17 protein-coding genes and 1 pseudogene are annotated in these 24,457 nt (G+C 66.2%); 10 read left to right on the forward strand and 8 right to left on the reverse strand.

The genetic code is table 11. The features are described 5' to 3' along the window. Positions 1–50: 50 nt before the first annotated feature. Positions 51–2,159 carry a type IIA DNA topoisomerase subunit B gene (locus tag J7I92_RS14830; protein ID WP_214841661.1) on the reverse strand — a complete coding sequence of 703 codons (2,109 nt, stop codon included), beginning with the start codon at positions 2,157–2,159 and terminating at the stop codon, positions 51–53. A gap of 222 nt (positions 2,160–2,381) precedes the next feature. Between J7I92_RS14830 and J7I92_RS14835 the strand changes: the two genes are divergently transcribed. Then, entirely contained in the window at positions 2,382–2,603 is a 222-nt protein-coding gene (locus tag J7I92_RS14835; protein ID WP_214841663.1) for a hypothetical protein, read from the forward strand. Between the two features lie 135 nt (positions 2,604–2,738). On the opposite strand, the gene J7I92_RS14840 is transcribed toward J7I92_RS14835, so the two are convergent. The 4 genes from J7I92_RS14840 to J7I92_RS14855 all read right to left on the reverse strand — a co-directional run bounded on the left by J7I92_RS14840 (position 2,739) and on the right by J7I92_RS14855 (position 8,016). Further along, the gene (locus J7I92_RS14840) at positions 2,739–4,055 is read right to left on the reverse strand and encodes an RNA polymerase sigma factor (RefSeq protein ID WP_214841664.1); all 1,317 of its coding nucleotides are present in this window, start codon (positions 4,053–4,055) and stop codon (positions 2,739–2,741) included. A gap of 304 nt (positions 4,056–4,359) precedes the next feature. Continuing rightward, the gene (locus J7I92_RS14845) at positions 4,360–5,601 is read right to left on the reverse strand and encodes a DUF4192 family protein (RefSeq protein WP_214841665.1); all 1,242 of its coding nucleotides are present in this window, start codon (positions 5,599–5,601) and stop codon (positions 4,360–4,362) included. A 109-nt stretch (positions 5,602–5,710) separates the two neighbouring features. After that, positions 5,711–7,042 (reverse strand): nitrate/nitrite transporter, encoded by a 1,332-nt coding sequence (locus J7I92_RS14850; RefSeq protein WP_214841666.1) that lies wholly within the window; start codon positions 7,040–7,042, stop codon positions 5,711–5,713. 35 nt (positions 7,043–7,077) lie between these two features. Further along, complete coding sequence (locus J7I92_RS14855) at positions 7,078–8,016, reverse strand: proteasome assembly chaperone family protein (RefSeq protein ID WP_214841667.1); 939 nt, start codon at positions 8,014–8,016, stop codon at positions 7,078–7,080. A 345-nt stretch (positions 8,017–8,361) separates the two neighbouring features. Between J7I92_RS14855 and J7I92_RS14860 the strand changes: the two genes are divergently transcribed. The 4 genes from J7I92_RS14860 to J7I92_RS14875 all read left to right on the forward strand — a co-directional run bounded on the left by J7I92_RS14860 (position 8,362) and on the right by J7I92_RS14875 (position 13,928). After that, positions 8,362–9,888, forward strand: a complete 1,527-nt coding sequence (locus J7I92_RS14860) for a leucyl aminopeptidase (protein WP_214841668.1) — start codon at positions 8,362–8,364, stop codon at positions 9,886–9,888. 273 nt (positions 9,889–10,161) lie between these two features. Then, on the forward strand, positions 10,162–11,544 hold the full coding sequence (gene lpdA / locus J7I92_RS14865; RefSeq protein ID WP_214841670.1) for a dihydrolipoyl dehydrogenase: 1,383 nt from the start codon (positions 10,162–10,164) through the stop codon (positions 11,542–11,544). 125 nt (positions 11,545–11,669) lie between these two features. Continuing rightward, positions 11,670–13,427 (forward strand): 2-oxoglutarate dehydrogenase, E2 component, dihydrolipoamide succinyltransferase, encoded by a 1,758-nt coding sequence (sucB, locus tag J7I92_RS14870; protein WP_214841672.1) that lies wholly within the window; start codon positions 11,670–11,672, stop codon positions 13,425–13,427. A gap of 150 nt (positions 13,428–13,577) precedes the next feature. Further along, entirely contained in the window at positions 13,578–13,928 is a 351-nt protein-coding gene (locus J7I92_RS14875; RefSeq protein ID WP_214841674.1) for a hypothetical protein, read from the forward strand. A gap of 79 nt (positions 13,929–14,007) precedes the next feature. Here the strand turns inward: J7I92_RS14875 and J7I92_RS14880 are convergent, their stop codons facing one another. After that, on the reverse strand, positions 14,008–14,889 hold the full coding sequence (locus J7I92_RS14880; protein WP_214841676.1) for a helix-turn-helix transcriptional regulator: 882 nt from the start codon (positions 14,887–14,889) through the stop codon (positions 14,008–14,010). A 101-nt stretch (positions 14,890–14,990) separates the two neighbouring features. Between J7I92_RS14880 and J7I92_RS14885 the strand changes: the two genes are divergently transcribed. Next, positions 14,991–16,211, forward strand: coding sequence for an MFS transporter (locus J7I92_RS14885; protein ID WP_251039954.1), 1,221 nt, complete (start codon positions 14,991–14,993; stop codon positions 16,209–16,211). Positions 16,212–16,385: 174 nt separating this feature from the next. Continuing rightward, positions 16,386–16,817, forward strand: a complete 432-nt coding sequence (locus J7I92_RS14890; protein ID WP_214841678.1) for an OsmC family protein — start codon at positions 16,386–16,388, stop codon at positions 16,815–16,817. A gap of 98 nt (positions 16,818–16,915) precedes the next feature. On the opposite strand, the gene J7I92_RS14895 is transcribed toward J7I92_RS14890, so the two are convergent. Continuing rightward, positions 16,916–20,485 (reverse strand): S41 family peptidase, encoded by a 3,570-nt coding sequence (locus J7I92_RS14895; RefSeq protein WP_214841680.1) that lies wholly within the window; start codon positions 20,483–20,485, stop codon positions 16,916–16,918. Positions 20,486–20,558: 73 nt separating this feature from the next. On the opposite strand from J7I92_RS14895, the gene J7I92_RS14900 reads away from it, so the two are divergent. Next, complete coding sequence (locus J7I92_RS14900; RefSeq protein WP_214841682.1) at positions 20,559–21,452, forward strand: TIGR01777 family oxidoreductase; 894 nt, start codon at positions 20,559–20,561, stop codon at positions 21,450–21,452. 53 nt (positions 21,453–21,505) lie between these two features. Here the strand turns inward: J7I92_RS14900 and J7I92_RS14905 are convergent, their stop codons facing one another. After that, positions 21,506–23,233 carry a serine/threonine-protein kinase gene (locus tag J7I92_RS14905; RefSeq protein ID WP_251039955.1) on the reverse strand — a complete coding sequence of 576 codons (1,728 nt, stop codon included), beginning with the start codon at positions 23,231–23,233 and terminating at the stop codon, positions 21,506–21,508. A gap of 132 nt (positions 23,234–23,365) precedes the next feature. Between J7I92_RS14905 and lipB the strand changes: the two genes are divergently transcribed. Both lipB and J7I92_RS14915 read left to right on the forward strand, forming a co-directional pair. Next, positions 23,366–24,034 carry a lipoyl(octanoyl) transferase LipB gene (gene lipB / locus J7I92_RS14910; RefSeq protein ID WP_214841684.1) on the forward strand — a complete coding sequence of 223 codons (669 nt, stop codon included), beginning with the start codon at positions 23,366–23,368 and terminating at the stop codon, positions 24,032–24,034. Next, a pseudogene (locus J7I92_RS14915) lies at positions 24,031–24,457 on the forward strand (lipoyl synthase); the annotation flags it as partial. The gene lipB and the pseudogene J7I92_RS14915, both read left to right, overlap by 4 nt.

Genomic DNA, 24,457 nt, shown 5'->3' on the forward strand with positions numbered 1-24,457 from the left:
TGCCGGGCCTTCCGGGCCTTCCGGGCCGCCGGGTCTACCGGGTCCGCCGGTCAGGCGTCGATCCGCTCCCGGTCCAGGCTCGCAGCACCGGCGATGATGAAGTCCTTGCGCGGCGCGACGTCGGAGCCCATCAGCAGGTCAAACGTCTCCTCGGCATGCTTCGCGTTGTCGATTCCTACCTTGCGCAGAGTCCGGTGGCGGGGATCCATAGTAGTCTCCGCAAGCTGTTCGGCGTCCATTTCACCGAGGCCCTTGTAACGCTGGATGGGCTCCTTGTACCGCTTGCCTTCCTTTGCCAGCCGGGCCAGCAGAACGTGGAGTTCGGCCTCTGAGTACGTGTAGATCATCTCGTTGGCCTTCTGCCCGGCGTTGATCACCTCCACGCGGTGCAGCGGCGGCACGGCGGCAAAAACCCGGCCCTCGTCGATCATGGGCCGCATGTAGCGGAAAAACAGCGTCAGGAGCAGGGTGCGGATGTGGGCCCCGTCCACGTCCGCGTCCGTCATCAGGATCACCTTGCCGTACCGTGCCGCACCGATGTCGAAGCTGCGCCCGGACCCGGCGCCTACCACCTGGATGAGCGCGGCGCACTCGGCATTGGACAGCATGTCCCCCACGGAGGCCTTCTGGACATTGAGGATCTTGCCGCGGATCGGCAGCAGCGCCTGGAAGTCCGAAGAACGCGCCAGCTTGGCCGTTCCCAGCGCGGAATCACCTTCCACGATGAACAGTTCCGAGCGGACCACGTCATCGGTGCGGCAGTCAGCCAGCTTGGTGGGCATGGAGGACGTCTCAAGCGCGTTCTTCCGCCGCTGCGTTTCCTTGTGGACGCGCGCAGAAATGCGGGACTTCATCTCGCTGACGATTTTTTCCAGGAGCAGCGCGGACTGCGCCTTGTCGTTGCGGTTGGCGGAGTTCAGTTTGGCATTGATCTCTTTTTCCACCACCCGCGCCACGATGGCCCGGACGGCGGATGTGCCCAGGATCTCCTTGGTCTGGCCCTCGAACTGCGGCTCGGCCAGGCGGACCGTGAGCACCGCGGTCAGTCCGGCGAAGATGTCGTCCTTTTCAATCTTGTCGTTGCCGGCCTTGAGCTTGCGGGCATTGGCTTCGACGGCCTTTCGGAAGGTCTTGACCAAGGCCTGTTCAAAGCCGGACTGGTGGGTGCCGCCCTTGGGGGTGGAGATGATGTTGACGAAGCTGCGTACGGTGCTGTCGTAGCCGATGCCCCAGCGGAGGGCCACGTCCACTTCACAGTCGCGCTCCACTTCGGCCAGCTGGCTGTGTCCCCGTTCGTCCAGCACTGGAACGGTTTCCTTGAACTTGCCCGAACCGTGAAGCCGCCATGTGTCGGTGACGGCGGGATCGGCGGCGAGGAAGTCGACGAACTCGGAGATGCCGCCGTCGTGGTGGAAGATTTCCTCATGGACGCCGGGTTCACCCGGGGTGCCGGGAAGCCTGCGTTCATCGCGGACGGTGAGCTTCAGGCCTGGAACCAGGAAGGAGGTCTGCCGGGCTCGTGCGGCCAGTTCGTCATAGGAGAATTTGGCGTCCGGGGTGAAGATCTGCCGGTCGGCCCAGTAGCGAATCCGTGTGCCGGTGACGCCGCGCTTGGCCTTGCCCACGACGTCCAGGACAGAGTCGTTGACGAACGGTTCGAACGGGGCCGCGGGATCGGACCTGGTCCCGGGGTCCTTGTATCGCCCGGGCTCGCCCCGGCGGAACGACATCTTGTACGTCTTACCGCCGCGGTCCACCTCCACGTCCAGCCTGGAGGACAGTGCGTTGACGACGGACGCGCCGACGCCGTGCAGGCCGCCGGAAGCCGTGTAGGAGCCGCCGCCGAACTTTCCGCCGGCGTGCAGCTTGGTGAAGACCACCTCGACGCCGCTCAGTCCGGTCTTGGGTTCGAGGTCCACGGGGATGCCGCGGCCGTCGTCGTGTATTTCCACGGAGTTGTCGGCGTGCAGGATGATACTGATGTCGTGGCCGAAACCGGCCAGGGCCTCGTCGACGGAGTTGTCGATGATCTCCCAGAGGCAATGCATCAGGCCGCGGGAGTCGGTGGAACCGATGTACATGCCCGGGCGCTTGCGGACGGCCTCGAGGCCCTCCAGTACAGACAGGTGCCGGGCAGTGTACTCAGAACTTGGTGCCACGGGTTGTGAACTCCTTCAGTGACGGGACAGCAAAAGCTTTTTGCGCTCTTCCTAGGTTAGTCGGCCGGCAGCGGGACGCCCGCCAACCACCCCGCAGAGGCTTCACCCGCCCCCACCCGTTACTGAACAGTGATACGCGGACAGCGAAAGTGATCCATCCTTGCCATGGTTTTGCTACGAATGCTGGTTATATAGATGTACTGATCTACTAAGGAGGCCGATATGACAACAGCAGTTGCGGACCGCACGCTCAACGCACTGGACCGGTGCGACCGCTGCGGTGCACAGGCGTACGTCCGGGTTGTTCTGGGGTCCTCCGGCGGGGAGCTGCTCTTCTGCGGCCACCACGCGCGGGCAGTTGAAGCGACGCTCAAGCCGCTCAGCTCCGACTGGCACGATGAGACGGACCGGCTTCACGAGAAGCCGCCGGTTCCCGTGGACTAGGCAACTCTCTGATTGAAACAGGGCTCCTCCGCTTTGGAGGGGCCCTGTTTGCTTGCCCTGCGTGATTACCCTTACGTGCCACCAGGTGCGAGTCACAACAAAGGCCCCGCCGTGGCGGGGCCTTTGCTGTTAATCCTAGTCCAGGTAGTCGCGCAGGACCTGGGACCGGGACGGGTGCCGCAGCTTGGACATCGTCTTCGATTCGATCTGGCGGATACGCTCACGCGTCACTCCGTAGACCTTGCCGATTTCGTCTAAAGTCTTCGGCTGTCCGTCGGTGAGGCCGAACCGCATGGCGACGACGCCGGCTTCGCGCTCCGACAGGGTGTCCAGCACCGAGTGCAGCTGCTCCTGGAGCAGGGTGAAGCTGACTGCGTCGGCGGGAACCACTGCCTCGGAGTCCTCGATGAGGTCGCCGAACTCGGAGTCGCCGTCCTCACCCAGGGGGGTGTGCAGCGAAATCGGCTCGCGGCCGTACTTCTGGACTTCAACAACCTTTTCGGGGGTCATGTCCAGTTCGAGTGCCAGCTCTTCGGGCGTAGGTTCGCGGCCGAGGTCCTGCAGCATCTGGCGCTGGACACGGGCCAGCTTGTTGATGACTTCCACCATGTGCACCGGGATACGGATGGTGCGGGCCTGGTCGGCCATGGCGCGGGTGATGGCCTGACGGATCCACCAGGTGGCGTACGTGGAGAACTTGAAGCCCTTGGTGTAGTCGAATTTCTCGACCGCACGGATCAGGCCCAGGTTACCTTCCTGGATCAGGTCAAGGAATAGCATGCCGCGGCCGGTGTAGCGCTTGGCCAGCGAGACCACCAGGCGGAGGTTTGCCTCCAACAGGTGGTTCTTGGCGCGCTTGCCGTCATGGATGATGAATTCAAGCTCACGCTTGTACTTCGGATCCATGGAGCCGTCGTCGGCGGCGATTTTTTCTTCGGCGAACAGGCCGGCCTCGATGCGGAGCGCAAGGTCAACCTCCTGTTCGGCGTTGAGGAGGGCCACCTTGCCGATCTGCTTCAGGTAGTCCTTGACGGGGTCGGCCGTGGCGCCGGCCGACATGACCTGCTGGACCGGGGCGTCGTCGTCGTCAGCGTCGGAGTAGACGAAACCGGACCCGGTTGCTGCGGCGCCGGGCTTACTGGCGGTTTCTTCCTCGGCCAGCTCGGACGGGTCGGGAGTGACGTCGTCGAGATCTTCATCCAGCTCAAGGTCTTCGACATCGTCGTCGTCCGACGCGCCGGACTTGCCCGCAGCTTCGGCCGCGGCCTTGGCACCGGGCTTCGGTCCGCGCTTCTTGGGCTCGGGTTTTGCCGGGGAGCCGCCGTCGGCGGTAACAGCGGCCTTGTTGGCTGCACGCGTGGCGGCACGCTTTGCGCTCGTCGCCGCCTTCTTCTCCTCAGGGGACAGTTCGGCCTGGTCGGCGGGTTCCTTCTTCGCGGAAGACGGGGTCACAGAAAACCTTTCTAGCGGCGGTCTGTGGAATCACCATGCGGGCAACACCACTATGACCCTGTCAAGTCCGTGATTCGCATCAGGTGCGATCGCGGCCAGCAGAGCCATTAAGTAGAACTGCCGGAGCGGCCGTAATGTTCCCGTTTCCGGGCGCCACTACATGCACTTGATTCACGGACCCAACCGGGTCTCGGCATCCATTGTCTCATGATTTTCGCAATCGGCGCCTCGGTGCGGTCCGCCGGGTTGAATGTTTCGGTCGGCCGGCGCCAGGCGGCCGACCTCCGCCGAATGCAGGCCGCCCCTAGGCCGCGTCCGGTTCGAACTTCTGCCAGGCCGCGTCACGGCGTCCGGCCCATCCGCACAGCGTCCCCCGGCTAACCAGTTCGGACAGGAGTTCCGCAAGGCGGTATCCGGGATGCGCCACCACCGCTTGCTCCAGCAGGGCGTGCGCAAACGAACCCCTGCCGCGGCACCATTCAATCCAGCCCAGTCCGGTGAGCAACGCAGCGCCTCCCTCGCCTCCGCCGGCGGTGCCGAGCTGCTGAAATGTGCGCTCCAGCGCCCGCATCCGCTCCCAGCACGGAACCAGGGGCGCCAACCCCAGCAGGACATCCCCGTATCCGGGAGGCGGGCAGTCCGTATCTTCCTCCGGGGCTGCCGCCGGAAGTTCCCCGGGCGGCGGCAATACGGCAGGCTGTCCTGCGTCCGGCCCGAAGATCCCGAAGTCCTCGGCTCCCTGCACAGCAGCGTTCCGGCCTGCCGCGCTCATCACCAGCACGGCATCCCGCCAGTGGGGCACGCGCAGTGAAGCCCGAAGATACCCGGCCAGCCCGGCTGAAAGAATGACACCCGGCTCAGCGGCCAGCACACGCGCCCAGGTGTCGAGCAGCTGCCCGAACTGCTGGCGGCTGGCCCGAAGCGGGGCAAATTCCCCGGCCCAGCGCTGTTCCGCTTCCGTCACCGCGGCGTCGGACCGGCACTCGCCAGGCACTGCCCTGCCTGCGGCAGCGGGGTCCTCCCCCACGCTGCTTCCCCGGAACACCATCTCGGCGTTGAGCCGGCTGTCCCTGATCTCGTCGACGGAACGGCCGGGGAACGGGCAGCAGGCCGGATCGCTGCAATGCGCGCTCCTCCAGTAAGCATCACCGACGTACCAGGAGTCGCGGACCGGCCGGCCGCTCAGTTCGAGTTCCGTCTCCAGCGCGGTGAGCAGTCTGCGCATGACATTAGCCGCAGTGGGCCTGCCTCCGCTTACTGGCGCGCAGCCCGGACCGTGGGTCCAGGCTGCGTTCGAAAAGACGACGAGCAGGGAGCCGTCCGCTTCCGTGTCTGCTTCAAGGTATTCACTGACGGTGCGGGCGAACCGGAACAGCCCGGAGTCGGTGTCGCTGCCCGGCAGGTCGACCCGCAGTGTGGCACCCAGCCGTTTTCCCTGCATGGTCATGGCCACGAGGCTGTTGGCCGGCCAGTAGCCCAGGGAATGCGGAATGAAACCGAGGATGTCTTCGGGGCCGGTGATGGTGAGCCGTTCTGGAGGTGTCATGCATCCAGAGTGGAACCGGAGCCGCCCCTGCGGCAGGCGGGAGTTGTTTTATGTGGACAGCTGTTACCTATGTGGACACGTCCCATTTATGTGGACAAAACGGGAAACCCTAGTCCGCGCGGCGGCGTTCCAGGTTCCGCCTGCGCTGCCGGGCGAGCGCCTTGAGCAGCGGCGGAACAACAACACCCTGGGCAGCCATCTGGCGCCGGACCTTGCGGCGGGTGATGAGGATAGCCGCGGCACCGATCCCGATGAGTACAAACTGGACGCTCAAGGCAATCCGGAACGGATCGAGGCCGTACAGCTCACCCCGTGAGTAGCCTGTGGCGTTGAGGACGTCGAGGACAATGCCGATCAGGTAGATGGCCACCAGTGCCGCGATAAATCCGCCGACGTTGACGATTCCGGTGGCGGTGCCGATCCGGTGGGCGGGGTTGAACGTGCGGGCAAAATCGAAGCCGATCATCGAACCGGGGCCGCCGATGGCCAGCACCACCACGAGCCCTGCCAGCATCCACAGCGGAGAGCGGCCCGGCATCAGCAGCACCGCGGCCCAGGCGGCGGCCGTGGTGGCTGCGATCAGGAGCACCAACGTGGAGCGGCGCAGCGGGTGCCGTGAAACAAACCTGCCGATCAGCGGACCGGCGGCGATCGCCGCGGCAACGTAAACGGCCATCAGCCCGGACACGGTGCCGGTGTCGAGGCCCTGCGCGGAAATCAGGAACGGGTACCCCCAGGTCATGGCGAACACCGTGCCGCTGAACTGGATGGTGAAGTGACTCCACAGCCCCAGCCGCGTGCCGGGCTGGCGCCAGGCGCCGCTCAGCGATATGCCGGTGGCCCTAAGCCCCTGGCCCGGTTCCGGGCGGGGATGTCCGGGCGGCTGGTCCTTCAGGACGGCCAGCACCAGCACGGCGGCGAGCGCTGACATCGCTGCCAGGGTCAGGAACGCGGGGGTCCAGCCGGCCGAGTGGAGGATCAGGGCAAACGGCACCACGCTGAAGAGCTGCCCCAGCTGGCCCGACATTCCGGTCAGCTGCGTGATGAGCGGCACCCGCGCGGGCGCGAACCACAGCGGTATCAGCCGGATCACTGAAATGAACGTCATGGCGTCTCCGGCGCCCACCAGTACCCGGCCAAGCACGCCGCCGGGAATGTTGTCCGCGAAGGCCAGCTGAAGCTGGCCGAGGCCCATCAGGACCGCTCCCCCGGCGATCATGGTCCGCGACCCCAGGCGGTCAACGAGCACTCCCACCGGGATTTGCAGGCCCGCGTAAACCAAAAGCTGAAGCACGGTGAAGAAGGAGATTTCCGCCGCGGCAGCGTGGAAGCGCTCGGTCGCCTCAAGGCCCACGACGCCAAACGACGTGCGCTGGCTGACTGCGACGAGGTACGCGAAAATCCCGACGGTCCAGATCAGCCAGGCGCGGGGTGCAGTCACTTCTCCATTATGCCCGCCGCCGGCATAAGTCCTATTTAATCGCCGCTCTCTTTACTGGCCAGGTAGGCCTCCACCGCTGCACCCAGCGCATCAGCGTTGGGAAGCTCATCGTTTTCATCGGCCAGGAGCGAGCGCCGCACCGTGCCCTCGGCCTTCTCGTCATAGCGGGTCTCCAGGCGGGAAACCACCTGCTGCACTTCTTCCGAGGCCTCTAGCTGTTCGGCAATCTGGCGCCCCACCTCGCGGCTGGCCTCGCGAAGGCGGTCCGTCGGCAGTACCAGCGAGGTGGCCGCCCCGAGGTACTCCAACCCTGCCACTGCGGCGTTGGGGTATTCGGCTTCAGCGAGGTAGTGAGGGACGTGCATGACGTACCCGGCAATGTTGCGGCCGGCTTCGGTGAGGCGGAGTTCAAGGATGTGGCCAACCGCTGCCGGCACCTCCACCGTCGGCTTCCAGACGGAGATGCCCTCAATGAGCTCAGGACGGTTGCCGTGGACGGTGACTCCCACCGGCCGTGTATGTGGCACGGGCATGGGAATGGAGTGGATCCAGGTCACCAGGTTGACGTCCAGGTGCTCCACGATCCGGACGACGGCGCGGGCGAACCGCTCCCACTGCAGATCGGGCTCGAAGCCCGCCAGGAAAAGGAACGGTTTGCCGAGCCCGTCGACCAGCCGGTACAGGGCAAGGTTGGGGGCCTGGTAATCCTGGAGGTGGTCTTCCACAAACGTGACGTGCGGACGGCGCGAGCGGTAGTCCATCAGCTGGTCGGCGTCGAAGACGGCGACCACTTCCGAATCGAGCGTATCCAGCAGTTCGGCAGTAATCTGCTTGACTACGTGACCGGCGTCGGCGAATCCCGTGAAGCCCATCACCAGGTTGAGCCCGCGGAGCGACGGGTCGTCGAACAGCTCGGCGTTGCTCACATAGAGCGCATCGGGGTCCAGCAGGGAGCCGGAAATCCGTTCAAGCACGGCGTGTTCCTTTCGAAGTGGCGGCGGAGGCGGGGTGCGGCAACGCATTGGGGCAGACCCGTCCGCGGGGATCACAGGGCAGGTTCACCAGGAAGTCCTGCCAAGGGGATCCGCGCGGATCCGCCGGATATTTTGTACAACGCCCCGGCTGCCCGAAGCATTCCACCCCGCCCTGTGCCGCAGGTCTCACGGGATCCAGCGTGGAGAGACTACGATCGGAACTGGCCCTGCGGGCGGCCTTGCAGACACCGGGTTGCGTCCTAAGCCGACGACGGCCCGTTCCCTGGCAGGGCGCCCAACATGCGCTTACTGCCCAAAATCACAGAGAATTGAGGACTGATCCTCGTGGTCAAGAATACTGAAATCAAACTTAGCGTCATCGCGCGTGATGTTAAGAAGTCGCCGACGGACGCTCTGGTCATTGGGGTGGCGCAGGGCCCGGACGGTCCCGTGCTGCTGGACAACCCGCTGACGGCCAAATCAGCCGAAGCCATCGCGGAGTCCCTGAAGGTTCTTGGCCTCACCGGCGCGGCTGACCAGGTCCACAGGCTCCCAGGACTTCCCGAAGCCGGAGCCGACGTGCTGGTACTGGCCGGAGTCGGCAAGCCCGCTGCCGGCAGGAAACTAACGGAAGAAGCCTTGCGCCGCGCCGCAGGATCCGCTGTCCGCCAGCTTGCCGGGCTCAGCACCGTGACGCTCGCCCTTCCGACGGCGTCACTCGCCGACGTCGCGGCCGTCGCCGAAGGCGCAGCCATGGGGTCGTATTCCTTCACCGAATACCGGTCCGAAGCAAATGGTCGCAAGGATCCGGTGAAGAACGTGGTGATCTTCACCGAGTTTGCCGCGGACAAGGATCTGCAGCCGCTCCTGAACCGGTCGTCCCTGATCGGCAAGGCCGTCAACGCAACCCGGTCGCTGGTGAACCAGCCGCCCAGCCACCTGTTCCCCGAGTCCTTTGCCGACGCCGCCAAGGAACTTTCCAAGGGCCTGCCGGTCAAGGTGACCGTGTGGGACGAAAAGCGCCTCGAAAAGGAGGGCTTCGGCGGAATCCTGGGCGTTGGCAAGGGATCCGCCAGGCAGCCGCGCCTGGTCAAGGTGGAGTACGCACCGTCCAAGGCCGCCGCGAAGATCGCCCTCGTCGGCAAGGGCATCACCTTCGACACCGGCGGCATTTCCATCAAGCCCGCCCTCGGCATGGGTGACATGAAGAGCGATATGGCAGGCGCCGCCGTCGTACTTAACACGGTGCTGGCGATCGCCGGGCTTGGCCTTCCCGTTAAGGCCACCGCATGGCTGTGCATTGCAGAGAACATGCCCTCGGGCGCGGCTCAGCGACCGGCTGACGTCCTGACCATGTTCGGCGGCAAGACCGTGGAAGTCCTTAATACGGACGCCGAAGGCCGCCTGGTAATGGCGGACGGGATCGTGGCGGCCAGCCAGGAGCACCCGGACGCCATCATCGACGTCGCCACCCTCACGGGTGCGCAACTGATCGCGCTCGGCAACCGGACCGCCGGCGTCATGGGCTCGGACAGCGTGACCGCACCGCTGAAGGCCGCGGCGGACCGGGCCGGCGAACTGGTGTGGCCGATGCCCCTGCCGGAAGAGCTCCGAGCCAGCCTCGACTCCGAGGTAGCGGACCTGGCCAACATCGGTGAGCGCCACGGCGGCATGATGACCGCTGCCGTGTTCCTGCGCGAATTCGTCGGAAAGGGCAAGGACGGCGAGCAGATTCCGTGGGCGCACATTGACATCGCGGGTCCGTCCTTCAACAACGGCAGCCCCTACGGCTACACCCCCAAGCAGGGAACGGGCTGCACGGTCCGGACCCTGGTGGCCTATGTGGAAGACGTAGTGGCAGCTTCCGCTTAAAGGCCCTTACCTAACCGCATCTGCCCGACGGCGGTGAGGCACGCGGCTTTGTGACCGGACCCTGATCCGTCCGCCACAAAGCCGCGTGACACTCGACACAAGCGCTCCACAAACGCCTTGACAAGGTGGAGCATGGATAAGTGGTTCGCTAAGGTGAACTGCGGTAGTCACAAATGCAAGAGAACAGGCCTGCTGGCATAATCACGGCAGAGCAAGTTCCAAGACCAGATGATGCGTACTCTCGTGTCATCGTTCACGCGAGGGAGCGTCTAAGTGGCCGATCAGGCAACTGCGCAAGAATTCGACATCCTGGTACTCGGAGGTGGCAGCGGCGGTTACGCCACAGCCCTCCGCGCTGTTCAGCTGGGCCTCACTGTGGGCCTCGTGGAGAAGGCTAAACTCGGCGGCACCTGCCTGCACAACGGCTGCATCCCCACCAAGGCGCTGCTGCACTCGGCGGAGCTCGCCGACCACGCCCGCGATTCCGCCAAGTACGGCGTCAATGTCACGCTGGACAGCATCGACATGAGCGCAGTCAACGCTTACAAGGACGGCATCGTTGCCGGCAAGTTCAAGGGCCTGCAGGGCCTGATCAAGTCCAAGGGCATCACCGTCATCGAGGGTGAAGGCAAACTCCAGGGCACCGACACTGTCGTTGTGAACGGCACCGCCTACAAGGGCAAGAACATCGTCCTCGCCACGGGTTCCTACTCCCGCACCCTGCCGGGCCTGGAAATCGGCGGCAAGGTCATCACCTCCGACGAAGCACTCACCATGGACTCCATCCCGAAGAGCGTGATCATCCTGGGCGGCGGCGTGATCGGCGTCGAGTTCGCCTCGGTCTGGAAGTCCTTCGGCGTGGACGTCACCATCGTTGAAGGCCTGCCGTCGCTGGTCCCCAACGAGGACGCTGCGATCGTGAAGAACTTCGAGCGCGCGTTCAAGAAGCGCGGCATCAAGTTCTCCACCGGTGTCTTCTTCCAGGGCGTTGAGCAGAACGGCGACGGCGTCAAGGTCACCCTGGTGGACGGCAAGACGTTCGAAGCTGACCTGCTCCTCGTGGCCGTCGGCCGCGGACCGGTTACCGCCAACCTCGGCTACGAAGAGGCCGGCATCACCATCGACCGCGGCTTCGTCATCACCAACGAACGCCTGCACACCGGCGTCGGCAACATCTACGCCCTGGGCGACATCGTCCCGGGCGTCCAGCTGGCGCACCGCGGCTACCAGCAGGGCATCTTCGTGGCCGAGGAAATCGCAGGCCTGAAGCCGGTCGTCGTTGAGGACGTCAACATCCCCAAGGTCACCTACTCCGAGCCTGAAATCGCCACTGTCGGCTACACCGAGAAGGCTGCCAAGGAAAAGTTCGGCGACGACCAGGTGGAAACCCAGGAGTACAACCTCGCCGGCAACGGCAAGAGCTCCATCCTGGGCACCGGCGGCATCGTCAAGCTGGTCCGCCAGAAGGACGGCCCCGTCGTGGGCGTCCACATGATCGGTTCACGCATGGGCGAGCAGATCGGCGAAGCCCAGCTGATCGTGAACTGGGAGGCCTACCCGGAGGACGTCGCGCAGCTGCTGCACGCCCACCCGACCCAGAACGAGGCCCTGGGCGAGGCCCACCTGGCTCTCGCGGGCAAAGCCCTCCACGGCTAAAATCCCCGCCCGCACCACCGCAAGAACACCGTGCTTAGTGCACCCGGCATGATCCGCAGGGTGCACTAAGCTCGAACACGGCAGCAATCATCCGCACTAAAGATAATAAGGAGAACGGGGACGACATGTCTGAATCCGTTAACTTGCCCGCCCTCGGTGAGAGTGTCACCGAAGGAACCGTCACCCGCTGGCTTAAGCAGGTAGGTGACCGGGTAGAGGTGGACGAACCGCTGCTCGAGGTTTCCACCGACAAAGTAGACACCGAAATCCCCTCTCCGATTGCTGGCGTGATTGAGGAAATCCTGGTCGCCGAAGATGAGACCGCCGAAGTGGGCGCGCCGCTCGTCCGCATCGGTGACGGCTCGGCGTCGGCCGGCGCCGGCGAAGCAGCTGCCGAGGCCGCTCCCGCAGAGCAGGCGCCCGCCGAAGAAGCTCCCGCGGCTGAAGAAGCCCCCTCCACCGAAGCACCCGCACCCGATGAAGCCGCCGCAGCGGAAGCTGCCCCCGCGGCCTCCGGCGAAGGCCACGAAGTCACCCTTCCTGCCCTTGGCGAATCCGTCACCGAAGGCACCGTCACCCGCTGGCTCAAGGCCGTCGGCGACTCCGTCGAGGTTGACGAGCCGCTCCTTGAGGTCTCCACCGACAAGGTGGATACCGAGATTCCGTCGCCGGTTGCCGGCACGCTCCAGGAGATCCGCGTCAACGAGGACGAAACGGCACAAGTTGGTTCCGTCCTCGCCGTGATCGGTTCGGGCGCCGCCGCTCCCGCCGCAGCACCCGCAGCCGCGGCCCCCCGGCAGGAGGCGCCTGCCGCAGAAGCTCCGAAGCAGGAGGCTCCCGCCGCCGCACCGGCACCTGCCGCAGAAGCTCCGGCCGCTCCCCGGCAGGAAGCCCCGGCTGCGCCCGCTCCGGCACCGGCAGCACCTGGCGCGGAATCGGCTGCACCGGCCGAGTCCGGCTACGTCACTCCTCTGGTGCGCAAGCTCGCCAACCAGCAGGGCGTGGACATCTCCGCGCTGACCGGCACGGGCGTTGGCGGACGCATCCGCAAGCAGGATGTGCTCGCGGCCGCCGAGGCCAAGGCTGCCCCCGCTGCGGCCGCACCGGCTGCTTCGAAGCAGGAAGCGCCGGCAGCTGCTCCGACTGCAGCTGCTTCGTCACTGCGCGGCACCGTGCAGAAGGCACCGCGTATCCGCCAGGTCATTGCCCGCCGCATGCGTGAGTCGCTGGATGTGTCCACCCAGCTGACGCAGGTGCACGAAGTGGACATGACCAAGGTGGCCAAACTCCGCCTCAAGGCCAAGAACTCGTTCCAGGCCCAGAACGGCACCAAGCTCACCTTCCTGCCCTTCATCGCCAAGGCTGTGGCCGAGGCCCTCAAGCAGCACCCGAAGCTCAACGCTGCGTACGACGAGGACAAGCAGGAAATCACCTACCACAACGCCGAGCACCTGGCGATCGCCGTCGACACTGACAAGGGCCTGCTGGTTCCGGTCATCTCCGACGCCGGCAGCCTGAACCTGGCCGGCCTGGCCGGCAAGATCGCCGACGTTGCAAGCCGCACCCGCGACGGCAAGATCGGCCCGGATGAGCTGTCCGGCGGAACGTTCAGCATCACCAACATCGGTTCCGTCGGGGCCCTGTTCGACACCCCGATCATCAACCAGCCGCAGGTGGGCATCCTGGGCACCGGCGCGATCGTCAAGCGCCCGGTTGTGGTCACCGACGAAAACGGCGACGACTCGATCGCCGTGCGCTCCATGATGTACCTCTCCCTGACGTACGACCACCGGCTGGTGGACGGCGCGGACGCAGGACGCTTCCTGCAGACCCTCAAGGCCCGCCTTGAGGCAGGTACCTTCGAGGCGGACCTGGGGCTGTAAGCCTTAGTTCAAACGACGACGGCGGCGCAGGCACCGGTGGACAACCACCGGAAGTCCTGTGCCGCCGTCGTTTTTTGGTTACCAAATCGTCGCCTTCCCGTCCCGCGGGGCTTGCTACGAAGCGTAGAAGTGTCCGTCTAGACTGGGCCCATGAACATCGTTTACAACGTCATGGTCTTCCTGCACATCGTCGGCGCCGCCATGATTGTCGGCATCTGGATCGGCAACATGAAAAAGCCCACCGTGCACCCCCGCCAGTTCGACGGCGCCGCACTGCAGCTCATCACCGGGATCGTCATGATGGGTCTCATCCCGGCCCTGGACATGGACGCGAACTACGCCAAGCTGGGCATCAAGTTCGCCATTGCCCTGGTGGTCGCGGTGCTGGCCTTCATCGGCCGCCGCAAGTACAAGAAGGACGAGCCCATCAGCAAGGGTCTCGCGCACAGCGTGGGCGGCCTTGCACTGCTGAATGTTGCCATCGCAACCCTCTGGCAGTAGCACCCGGAGGACCAGCGACGGCGACGCATCCCGGCAGGGAGCGTCGCCGTCGTCGTCCCGGAGGTGCCGTGCGGGTGGCTCATTCCGTGGCGTCCGCTGTTTCCGGGTGCCCGGCCTGGTCCGGGGTTGCGGCCAGGCTGCCGAGGAGACGCAGCGCATCCTCCGCGGCGGAGCCGGGCTCGGCACTATAGAGAAGCAGGGTAAGTCCGGGGTCGGCCGTGTGCTCGAGCGCGTTGAACATGAGCTCGATGTCCCCGACGACCGGGTGGTGGAAGTGCTTGTGGCCGGTGGTGTGGCGGCGTACGTTGTGGGCCGCCCACCGGGTCCGGAACTCCTCGCTCCTGGTGGACAGTTCACCGACCAGCTCGGAGAGCTCTTTGTTGTACGGATCCCGGCCCGATTCCGCGCGCAGGACGGCAACAGTATCGCTGGCTGCCCGGATCCAGTCCGGGTAGAAGTCAACGGCGCGCCTGTTCAGGAAAACGAAACGGGCGATGTTAACCGGGCGGCTTTCGTCCGTGTACATCGCCGAGTACAGGGCCTGCCCAAGCACGTTGGTCGCGAGGATGTCCAGGCGGCCGTTGCGCACGAACGCCGGAACTCCTGTGATGGCGTCGAGGGCGTACTGGAGGCTCGGTGGAATCTGCTGTTTCGGGCGTCGGCGCGGCCGCGGCGTGGAGCCTGCCGTCCGGGCAAGGTCGAACAGATGCGACTGCTCGGCGTCGTCGAGTTGAAGGGCCTCCGCCAGGGAGTGCAGGATGCTCTCGGAAACGCCCGCGAGCTTTCCTTGTTCCAGGCGCGTGTAGTACTCGGGGCTGACACCTGCGAGCATGGCGACCTCGCCGCGGCGCAGCCCGGGAACGCGGCGGTGGCCACCGTAGTCCGGCAGGCCGGCCTGTTGGGGACTGATCCTGGCGCGCCGGGTCGTCAGGAACTCGCGAATGTCATTCCGGTTGTCCATGGCATCAACGTTATGCGCCCGTCGGCTCCTGAGGGAGGCACTGTCAGTGCTACCAACAGCAGGAACTCCCGCGGCTCGGCCATCACCTTGTTTCATGGATTATGACTAAATCACCATCCGTGGTCGACCGGCCCGCCGGGATGAGCCCCGGACTGACCCTGCTCTTCGCCGTTGCCGGCGGCGCTGCGGTCGGAAACCTGTATTGGGCCCAGCCGCTCCTCGGAAACATCGCCGCGGCGCTGGGAGTCCCGCCCGCTACGGCCGGGCTGCTTGTGACACTCACGCAGGTCGGGTACGCGCTTGGGGTGTTCCTCGTGGTGCCGCTCGGCGACACACTGAACCGGAAACGCATCATCCCCGCGATCATGGTTCTGTGCTCCGTGTCGCTGGCCGGCAGCGCTGTTGCGCCGACCTTCGCCGTCCTGCTTCTCGCGCTGGCCCTGGTGGGTGTCACCACCGTTGCCGGGCAGTTGCTGACGCCACTGGCGGGTGACCTGGCCTCGGACGAGCAGCGGGGGCGCGTCGTCGGAACGGTGGTGTCCGGGCTCCTGACGGGCATCCTGGTATCCCGGACGGTGAGCGGGATCGTGGCCGAGCTATTTGGTTGGCGCATGGTGTACTTTGCAGCGTCAGCGGTCATGCTTCTCCTCGCGCTCGTCCTGGCCCGGGCGCTTCCGGATCTGGCCCCGCGGGACCACGTTCCCTACGGCCGGCTGCTGCATTCGGTCCTGGCGGCAGTGGCCCGGCACCGCCCGGTGCGGATCATCCTGGTCCTTGGAGCGGCATTGATGTGCGTGTTCACGGCGTTCTGGACCGGCCTGACGTTCCTGCTGGCCGCGGCCCCTTTCTCCTTCACCGCCTCGCAGATCGGTTTGGTGGGCCTGGTGGGAGTTTTCGGAGCCGTTGCAGCCCAGCGCACGGGCGGGGTGTATGACCGCGGCTGGGCGGTACCCGCCATCGGTGTAGGACTTGCCATCAGCATGGTGTCACTCGCGGTCTCGGGCCTGGGCGCAACCTCGATCATCGCCGTGCTAACAGCCGTCGCGCTGCTCTCCATCGGCATCCAGTCCGCGCAGGTACTCCTTCAAACGAAGATGCTCTCGATAGACCCGGCCGCCCGCAGCCGCCTCAACACTGCGCTCGTTGTGGGCAATTTCATCGGCGGCGCAGTCGGCTCCACCCTCGCTGGAGTGTTCTGGCAGGTTGGCCGGTGGGCGGCCATCATGTCCGGCGCAGCCATGATCGTCGCACTCGCCCTGGCGGTGTGGTTCGTCAACCGAAAAGGCGCCCTCGCGGGAGGAACAAACAACCTGGACGGCTGACGGTTCCTGCGTCTTTCGGTTCCTGCGGCTTTTGAGTTTCTGCCGCCGGTGCGGACGGTCATAATCCTCTGACAGCGGACAGCCCGTGCGCCACGGCGCCTGAGTCCCTAGGATTGATCCCGGAAGGCCGGGCGGAAGCCCGGACCGGATCGAATCACAAGCTGAGGAGTGGATATGGCAGCAACACGCACCGCGCACACGGTATGGAACGGCGACCTGATGGAGGGCTCCGGCAACACCACGCTGGACAGCTCCGGACTGGGTACGTACGAGGTCACCTGGAAGGCCCGCACCGAGGCCTCGGAAGGCAAGACCAGCCCCGAAGAGCTCATTGCCGCAGCGCACTCGGCCTGCTTCTCCATGGCCTTCAGCAACATGCTGGCCCAGGCCGGGCACACGCCCGAAGAGGTGCACACCAAGGCCGATGTCACCTTCAAGCCCGGCACCGGCATCACCGGCAGCCACTTGACTGTCAACGCCCGCATCCCGGGCATCTCGGAGGACGAATTCCAGAAGATCGCAGCGGAAGCCAAGGTCGGCTGCCCTGTTTCCGGTGCCCTGGCCAGCATCGACATCACCCTGGACGCCACGCTCGCGGCTTCCTAGCCCTGAGCGGTTTACACACCAGCATCGCAAAAGCCCCGGTCCTTCCCTGAGTGTCAGGGAAGGACCGGGGCTTCTGTATATCCGGGCACTTGCCCGGTTTAGCCCTGGTTGGTCGGGGCAGGGCCGGTGAGCGCAGGGCCGGTGAGGGCAGGGCCGGTGGAGGCGGGGCTTGTGCGGGCAGGCAAGGGAGCCGGCAGCAGCCGGCGGTAGCCTTCCCGCAGCGGGGGCCGGTCCGTGGGCAGTTCCTGGATCATTTCCTTGAGCGCACCGATGCCGTACTCGAGCTGCGGGTCCCTGCCGGCAGCATACGCGTGCGGCGGGTACGTCACTTCGATGTCGGGGGTTACACCGTAGTTCTCAACGTCCCAGCCCACGCCGCCGCTGAACCAGGTGGCGTAGCGCGGTTGCGTCACTCCGGTTCCGTCCGCGAGGGAGAAGCGGTTGTCGATGCCCACTACGCCGCCCCAGGTCCGGGTCCCAATCACGGGGCCGATCCCCCGCAGCTTGGACACCTGCGTAATGATGTCCCCGTCGGAACCGGCAAACTCGTCCGTCAGGATCACCACAGGGCCGCGGGGTGCATGGTGGGGGTAGGTCCGCGGCTTTTCGCCGCGGGGCATGCTCCACCCGGTCACCTTCCGGCCAATGAGCTCCGCAACAAGCTGGGACGTGTGCCCGCCCCTGTTGCGCCGGACGTCCACGATCAGTCCGTCCAGGGCGGTTTCGGTGTCCAGGTCGCGGTGCAGCTGCGCCCAGCCGTTCGCCAGCATGTCCGGGATGTGCAGGTAGCCGTACGTCCCGCCGGAGGCTTCACGGACGGTGCGCCGGTTGCCGGCCACCCATTCCTGGTAGCGGAGGCGCTCTTCGTCTTTCACCGGCACGACGGCGATGCGGCGCTGCCTGCCTGCGGCGTCCCCGTGCGCGGCGCCGTTGCGCAGGGTCAGCTCCACTGCTTTTCCTGCCGCTCCGACGAGCTGCATGGCCGGGGTCAGGGTTTCGGACAGCTCCACGCCGTCGATGGCGAGGAGGATGTCGCCGGCCTTGGCATCGGCTCCGGGCCTGGTCAGCGGTGAGGTAGCGAGCGGGTCCGATGACTCCCCCGCCAGGATGCGGGTGATTTCCCAGCCGGTGCCGGTGAAGGCCAGGTCCGCGCCCAGCCGGCCCTGCCCGTTGCTGCCGTTTTCGGTGACCGGAGCCGGACGAACATAGGCGTGGGATGTCCCCAGTTCGCCATGAAGCTCCCACAGCAGGTCCACGAGGTCATCATGCGAACCCAGCCGCTCAACGAGGGGACGGTACCGGCGGTGTACGGAGTCCCAGTCCTGCCCGGCCATGTCCTCGGTCCAGAAGAAATCACGCTGGAGCCGCCAGGCTTCATCGAACGCCTGGCCCCACACACTCACCGGATCCATGAGCACCCGGATGCGGCTGACATCCACCTTCACCAGCTGGCCGGAGTCCTCGTCGCCCTTGACGTCGGCGGGAGCAACCCGGATCTGCTTCTCGTGCAGGAAAACCACCTTCCTGCCGTCACCGGACACCCGATAGCTGTCCAGGGCGTCCACGATCGTGGCGGTTTTGCGCTTGGCCATGTCAAACCGCACCAGTCTCGGTGCCTCGTCCTTGTCGTCGGTGCTGGCCCGGCCGTCGCCGGTGACGCCGGCAAGGTCGTTGTCCAGCCAAAGCAACGCCCCCGGTATCGCCTCGAGGGCGGAGTAGTTGCCCTGCGGCACCGGGACTCCGATCACCCGGTGGGCCAGTCCGTCAGCGTCGACCCGGACGGCAGCGGTGGCGGGGACGCCGGCGGTTTCGGTGGTGCCCGGAGTTTCGGACGCGCTCCCGGTTTCGCCGTCGGGTGCGTCGACGAGGTCCGCTGCGGGGCCAAACGGCGACGGCGTGTCGGCAGTCAGCGCCACGAGGTACGGCTTGATGGGGCTGGGGAAGGACAGGTCGAAGGAGTGTCCGTCGTAGACAGGGTCGAAGCTCCGGTTGGACAGGAACGCGATGAATTTTCCGTCAGAAGTAAAGGCCGGGGAGGCGTCACGGAACCGTCCGTCCGTAACCTCGACGACGCGGAAGTCCGGATCGTCCACCTTAACAATGCGGAGCCTGCTGCGTGAGCCAAAGGAAGTGACCGGTTCAGACCAGCCAAGCCAGGCCGAATCCGGGGACCAGCACAGGCCGTCAATGGTGCCCTCGCCGATGCTGGTGACGAGCTTGATCGACCCGGTCCGGGTGTCGGCCAGATACACCTCCCCAAAGGAGGTCCCGACTGCAACGGTGCTGCCGTCCGGGCTGGCCTCCATGGCACTTGCACGCGTCGGCTTGGGGAAGGCGATCTTCAGCTGGCGTACTGTACCGGCACCGGCTGCCCGGACAGCCGTATCCACCGCACCGCCGCCCGCCATGTCGCTGCCGCCGGCCGCGGCGTGCGCAGTCTCTTGTCCGGAGGCTTGCGAGGAGGCCGGTCCGGCGCCGCCCGTCCCGGACGCGGGCACGGGCTTCGGCAGGGGTGTTCCGGCGTCAGGTTCGACGGCGGGGCGGGGCCGCGGGGCCGGCACCGGTTGTGAACCGGCCACCTTCGGCGCGATTTCCTTGATGTACAGCGCCTCCGCGCCGTCGTGGTCGGCGACGTAGGCAATGCGGCCCTCGCCAAGCGGCCGCGGCAGGCGGGCCCGAACACCGGGCGTGGCCTCGATAACCCGCGACGGGCCGTCCTTGTGCCTGAGCCAGTGGACGGTACCGTGGGCCTCCACTGCGCTGGAGGAGCCGGTGTGGTCCGGGATCACGGCACCGAGGTGCCGGGTGGTCTTCAGGAGCGCCGGCCGCCGCCCCTGGGAGGCTGAACCCAGCGAAATGTCGAGCTTTACGGCGTCTGAGCCCAGGTCGGGAACCAGCCACAGCTCACCGGCGGATTCGAACACCATGCGCTTGCCGTCGGTAGCGGCATGGCGGACATAGAAGTCTTCGTGATCGGTGTGGCGGCGGAGCCCGCTGCCGTTCGGAAGCACCGAATACAGGTTACCGTAGCCTTCATGGTCGGAAAGGAAGGCCACGCGTCCGTCAACCCACATGGGATCGGTGAGGTTGCCGTCCAGCTCCGGCACCAGCCGCTCGAACTCCCCGTTGCCGTCAGCGTCGATCCAGAGCTTTCCGGCGGTTCCGCCGCGGTACCGCTTCCACCAGGCCGGCTCGCGTGAGAGCACACTGGCCACGACCACCGGACGTTCATCGCCGAGCTCCGGGCCGAACGCCACCGATTCCACCGGGCCGAATGGCAGTTCCTCGGACCAGCCGCCCTCCAGCGGGACACGGTAGGCGTGCGTGTGACGGCTTTCGGCCTGTCGGAACGCGCTGGTGACCAGCACATCGCCGCCAGCCGTGAAGCCCTTGACCCGGGTGGAGCTGTGGCCGAAGTAGGTCAGCTGGCGGTACCCGCCGCCGTCGACCTCCGCGGTGACAACCTCCGGTGCCGTCCCCTGCACCACCGTCCACACCAGGCGCTTGCCGTCGGGGGTGAAGCGCGGATTGCGGGCGGGCAGCTGGAGGGAGGAAACCCGCCAGGCGCGGCCTCCGTCCAGGGGCGCGATCCAGACGTCGTCTTCGGCCACGAAGGTGACCAGATCGCCGTGCAGGTGCGGGAAACGGAAGTAGCTGGAAGAGGTCATCGTTCGATCATAGTCAAACGCGGCGGGGCGGACGGCAGGTTCCGGGGCCGTGCCGGGCGTGGTGAGATGGATCATGCGAATCATCATGGCCGGCGCCTCAGGCCTCCTCGGAACCGATATGTCCGCCCACCTTGGCGCGGCCGGGCACGAGGTCATCCGCCTAGTCCGCCGGGCGCCTGCCGCAGCCGGTGAGGTGCGCTGGGATCCGGCCGCCGGTCAGCTTGATCCTGCCCGGCTTGAAGGTGCGGATGCCGTTATCAACCTGGCGGGGGCCGGGATCGGAGACCGGCCGTGGACCCGGCGCCGCATCGACGAATTGTTCCGCTCCCGGCTCGACCCCACCAGGACGCTGGCCGCAGCAATGGCAAAGATGGAACAGCCGCCGAAGGTTTTCATCAGCCAGTCAGGCTCCAACTACTACGGCGACCGTGGAGCCGCCGTTCTGCGGGAGAATTCCCCTAACGGCTCGGGAATCATGTCGCAGATCTGCCACGAGTGGGAAGCGGCTGCGCACCAGGCTCCGGCCGGTGTCCGTGTTGTCACTCCCCGGACAGGGGTGGTCCTCAGCCGGTCGGGAGGCGCGCTGGGGCGGCTGCTGCCGTTGATCCGGCTCGGCCTGGGCGGTCCGCTCGGCAACGGCAGGCAGTACTGGCCGTGGATCACGCTGCCGGATGTGTCCTCAGCCTTCAGTTTCTTCCTGGCGTCCCCCTTGTCAGGTCCGGTCAACCTCTGCGCTCCTGAGAGTGCCGACGTCAATGCCCTGGTTGCGCGGCTTGCCGCTGCGGTCCACCGGCCGGCCGTGTTCCGGGTCCCGGCGCCGGTGCTGAGGCTGGTGATGGGCAAGCTGGCCGACGAACTCCTGCTGGGAAGCCAGCGCATGGAGCCGGCGCTGCTGGCGGACGCAGGCTTCGAATGGCAGCATCCGTCCCTGGCCCAGGCCGCAGCCTGGGCGACGGGCAAGGACTGACGCCCTGCTCGCAAAACCAAGCTGCGGACGGCGACCCGGCAGTGACCGGGGTGTCACGCGGCGGGAAGGATCTCCTGGATGAGCCAGCGGCCGCCGGAACTGACCAAAACCAAACGAAGCTGCTGCTCGGAACCGGCCGGTTCCTCCGCCAGCACGTTTCCGCCGGCGTCGGTCTCCTGGTAGGCGGACGTCACCGCGCTGATTGCCACAACGGTCCTTGCGTCCGAACCGCCAGGTTCTGCCTCGGCAAGAGTCAGGGTGGTGCCGAATCCCTTCAGGACGTGCCCCGTGTCCCGCAGCCTCCTGCTGATCCTGGCGTCGGCGGCCGCTGCCGGGGAATTCTCCATGTTGACCTCGTCCAGGAGCTCGAGTTGCCCTGAATTCAGTGCCGCCGAGCGGATCGCGGCCAATCCCCGCGCTGCGTCTTCGGGATTCCGCGAAACGGCCAGCCGCCTTGCATCAGCGGGAACCGGGTCTCCCGTTCTGCCGGACAGAACCTCCGACGCCGGAGCCGACGACTCCTGTGCCGGCGCTTCCTGCCCCGCTGATTCCTGCGCCGACGATTCCTGTGCCCAGGGGGCAGCGGCCTCCCCGAAGGCCTGCGGCCCACCCAGGAACCACGCAGCGGCGAGTCCGGTGCAGGCGAGGGCTGCCACGGCGGCGCCCATCCACCGCCGCTTTCCGCCGGCGTGGCGGCCCGCGCTGCGGATCGGCCGTCGTGACGGTCCTACAGCGCTCCCCACGCGGCGGCGCCACGCGCGGACCTTCGCCGCCCGGCGGGCAGTTCCTGACGGCGGAACATTGCGGCGCGTCAGCAACTGGGGCAACACCGTAGGATGGACGGCCCCGGATAAGTCCACCGGGGCAGCGTCGGCACTGCGGTACACAGAAGCTGCGAACTCCAGCGCTGTGGGCCGCTCCCTCCGATCTTCCCGCAGGCCCGCCTCCAACGCCGCAGCGAGGGCCGCCGGCACTTCCGGAACCAGGAGGGAAAGAGGTGGACGGCTCGGACCGTACTCCGGCGCCTTTCCGGTCAGGCAATACCAGCCGATCGCCGCTGCCGAATAGACATCCCGCTCGGGCTGCAGCCCCGCCCGCAGCGCGTCAACCGGTGCCGGATCCAGGAAGCCCTGCGTGCCGGCCGCGGAAGTCTCCGCCGCGTCCCCGACCATGCGCGTGACGCCCAGATCCGCCAACAAGGGCTTGCCGTGCGCGGTGAACAGTACGTTGCCCGGGGCGACGTCGGAATGCATAAAGCCTTTGCCGTGCAGGTACCCCAGCGCCTGGGCCAGGGGCGTCAGGACGGTCACCGTTTCACCTACGGTCAGCTGCCCCCGGCAGGCCACCAGATGGGCCAGGGATCCGCCTGGCGCGTAATCCATCACCAACCCCGGGCCGCCGCCGGCAGAACCCCGCAGTGGAACTACCCGATGGGCCTTCACCAAGTGATCATGATCGAGGACGGAGAGAATCCTCACCTCGCGCCGGACGGCGTCTTCCGCATCACGCCCGCCAGTGCCGGGAACGCCGACGTCGAACCCGGCCTGCCCATGGTGTTCCGGCGGATCAAAGCACTTGACCGCGAACTCGCGGTGGGTCCCCTCCTCCCGGACCAGCCACACGGCCGCAGTTGCGCCGCGGCCCAGCTCGCGAACCACTTCGTAGCCGGGAACCACCGGGGGTTCGGCGGCCGGCAGGCCGGCAACACCGCGGGACGCCGGCGCCGGCGGGACTGCCGGGCCGCCTTCGCCCGTTCCGCCGTCGTGCGTGAAATCTTCCATACCCAAGGAATAGCGGAAGCAGCAGAAATCCGCAGAAGTTATCCACAGGTACTGCCCGCGGAGGCGGCGGGGGCAGTGAGAGGTTAAGCACAGAATCCGGCGCGACGGCGGACGGGGTCTAAGCTGGATGCCATGACTCTTGAGTTTTCCACGGTGGGTCTTGCTCCGGATTTGGTTGATTACATGAAGGGCTGGGACATCCAGCGCGAACTCCATGACAAAGTCGTCGCAGCTGAGGCCCCCAGCACAGTCCTGCTCCTTGAGCATGCCGCCGTCTACACCGCCGGCAAGCTCACCGAAGACCACGAACGGCCGTTCGACGGTACCCCTGTCGTTCCCGTGGACCGCGGCGGCAAACTGACCTGGCACGGACCCGGGCAGCTGATCGCCTACCCTATCCTCAAGCTGAAGAACCGGGCCGGCATCCGAGACTACGTAGAGCGGCTCGAAGCCGTCATGATCGCGGTCATTGCGGACTACGGCATCAACGCAGAGCGCATCAAGGGACGCGCAGGCGTCTGGATCAAGGCAGACAGCAAGGGCCCGGACCGCAAGATTGCCGCCATCGGCATCCGCGTCCTGGACGGAGTCACAATGCACGGCGTCGCCATCAACTGCAACAATGATCTGGCCCCGTATGCCCAGATCATTGCGTGCGGCATTACCGACGCCAGCGTCACCACGATGTCAATCGAGACCGGCCGGGACATCGCCCCTGCGGATATCGCCGACAGGATCGTCGAAGAATTCCGCAAACACGAAGAAGCACTCGTTGCACACCCCGAAGGAGCTCTACTGTGACACTGGCACCAGAAGGCCGGAAGATGCTGCGTATTGAGCAGCGCAATGCGGCTACACCGGTGGAGCGCAAGCCGGAGTGGATCAAGGCCAAGGTCCAGATGGGCCCGGAGTTCGTCCAGCTCAAGAACCTCGTGAAGAAGGAAGGCCTGCACACGGTGTGTGAGGAGGCCGGTTGCCCGAACATCTTCGAGTGCTGGGAAGACAAGGAAGCCACGTTCCTGATCGGCGGCTCCGAATGCACCCGCCGCTGCGATTTCTGCCAGATTGACACCGGCAAGCCCTCCCCGGTGGACATGTTCGAACCCACCAAGGTGGCCCGCTCGGTCCAGGCCATGGCCCTGCGCTACGCCACCGTCACCGGCGTGGCCCGCGACGACCTCGCCGACGAGGGTGTCTGGCTCTACGCCGAAACGGTCCGCAAGA

The sequence above is a fragment of the Arthrobacter sp. ISL-72 genome, from assembly GCF_018613755.1.
Classification (GTDB): Bacteria; Actinomycetota; Actinomycetes; order Actinomycetales; family Micrococcaceae; genus Arthrobacter.

What these genes read in the sequence shown, in the direction of transcription:
- J7I92_RS14880 (WP_214841676.1), bottom strand. Translation starts at nt 14,889, where the DNA reads ATGGACAACCGGAATGACATTCGCGAGTTCCTGACGACCCGGCGCGCC.
- J7I92_RS14895 (WP_214841680.1), bottom strand. Translation starts at nt 20,485, where the DNA reads ATGACCTCTTCCAGCTACTTCCGTTTCCCGCACCTGCACGGCGATCTG.
- J7I92_RS14835 (WP_214841663.1), top strand. Translation starts at nt 2,382, where the DNA reads ATGACAACAGCAGTTGCGGACCGCACGCTCAACGCACTGGACCGGTGC.
- J7I92_RS14875 (WP_214841674.1), top strand. Translation starts at nt 13,578, where the DNA reads ATGAACATCGTTTACAACGTCATGGTCTTCCTGCACATCGTCGGCGCC.
- J7I92_RS14885 (WP_251039954.1), top strand. Translation starts at nt 14,991, where the DNA reads ATGACTAAATCACCATCCGTGGTCGACCGGCCCGCCGGGATGAGCCCC.
- J7I92_RS14900 (WP_214841682.1), top strand. Translation starts at nt 20,559, where the DNA reads ATGCGAATCATCATGGCCGGCGCCTCAGGCCTCCTCGGAACCGATATG.
- J7I92_RS14845 (WP_214841665.1), bottom strand. Translation starts at nt 5,601, where the DNA reads ATGACACCTCCAGAACGGCTCACCATCACCGGCCCCGAAGACATCCTC.
- J7I92_RS14905 (WP_251039955.1), bottom strand. Translation starts at nt 23,233, where the DNA reads ATGGAAGATTTCACGCACGACGGCGGAACGGGCGAAGGCGGCCCGGCA.
- lipB (WP_214841684.1), top strand. Translation starts at nt 23,366, where the DNA reads ATGACTCTTGAGTTTTCCACGGTGGGTCTTGCTCCGGATTTGGTTGAT.
- sucB (WP_214841672.1), top strand. Translation starts at nt 11,670, where the DNA reads ATGTCTGAATCCGTTAACTTGCCCGCCCTCGGTGAGAGTGTCACCGAA.
- J7I92_RS14890 (WP_214841678.1), top strand. Translation starts at nt 16,386, where the DNA reads ATGGCAGCAACACGCACCGCGCACACGGTATGGAACGGCGACCTGATG.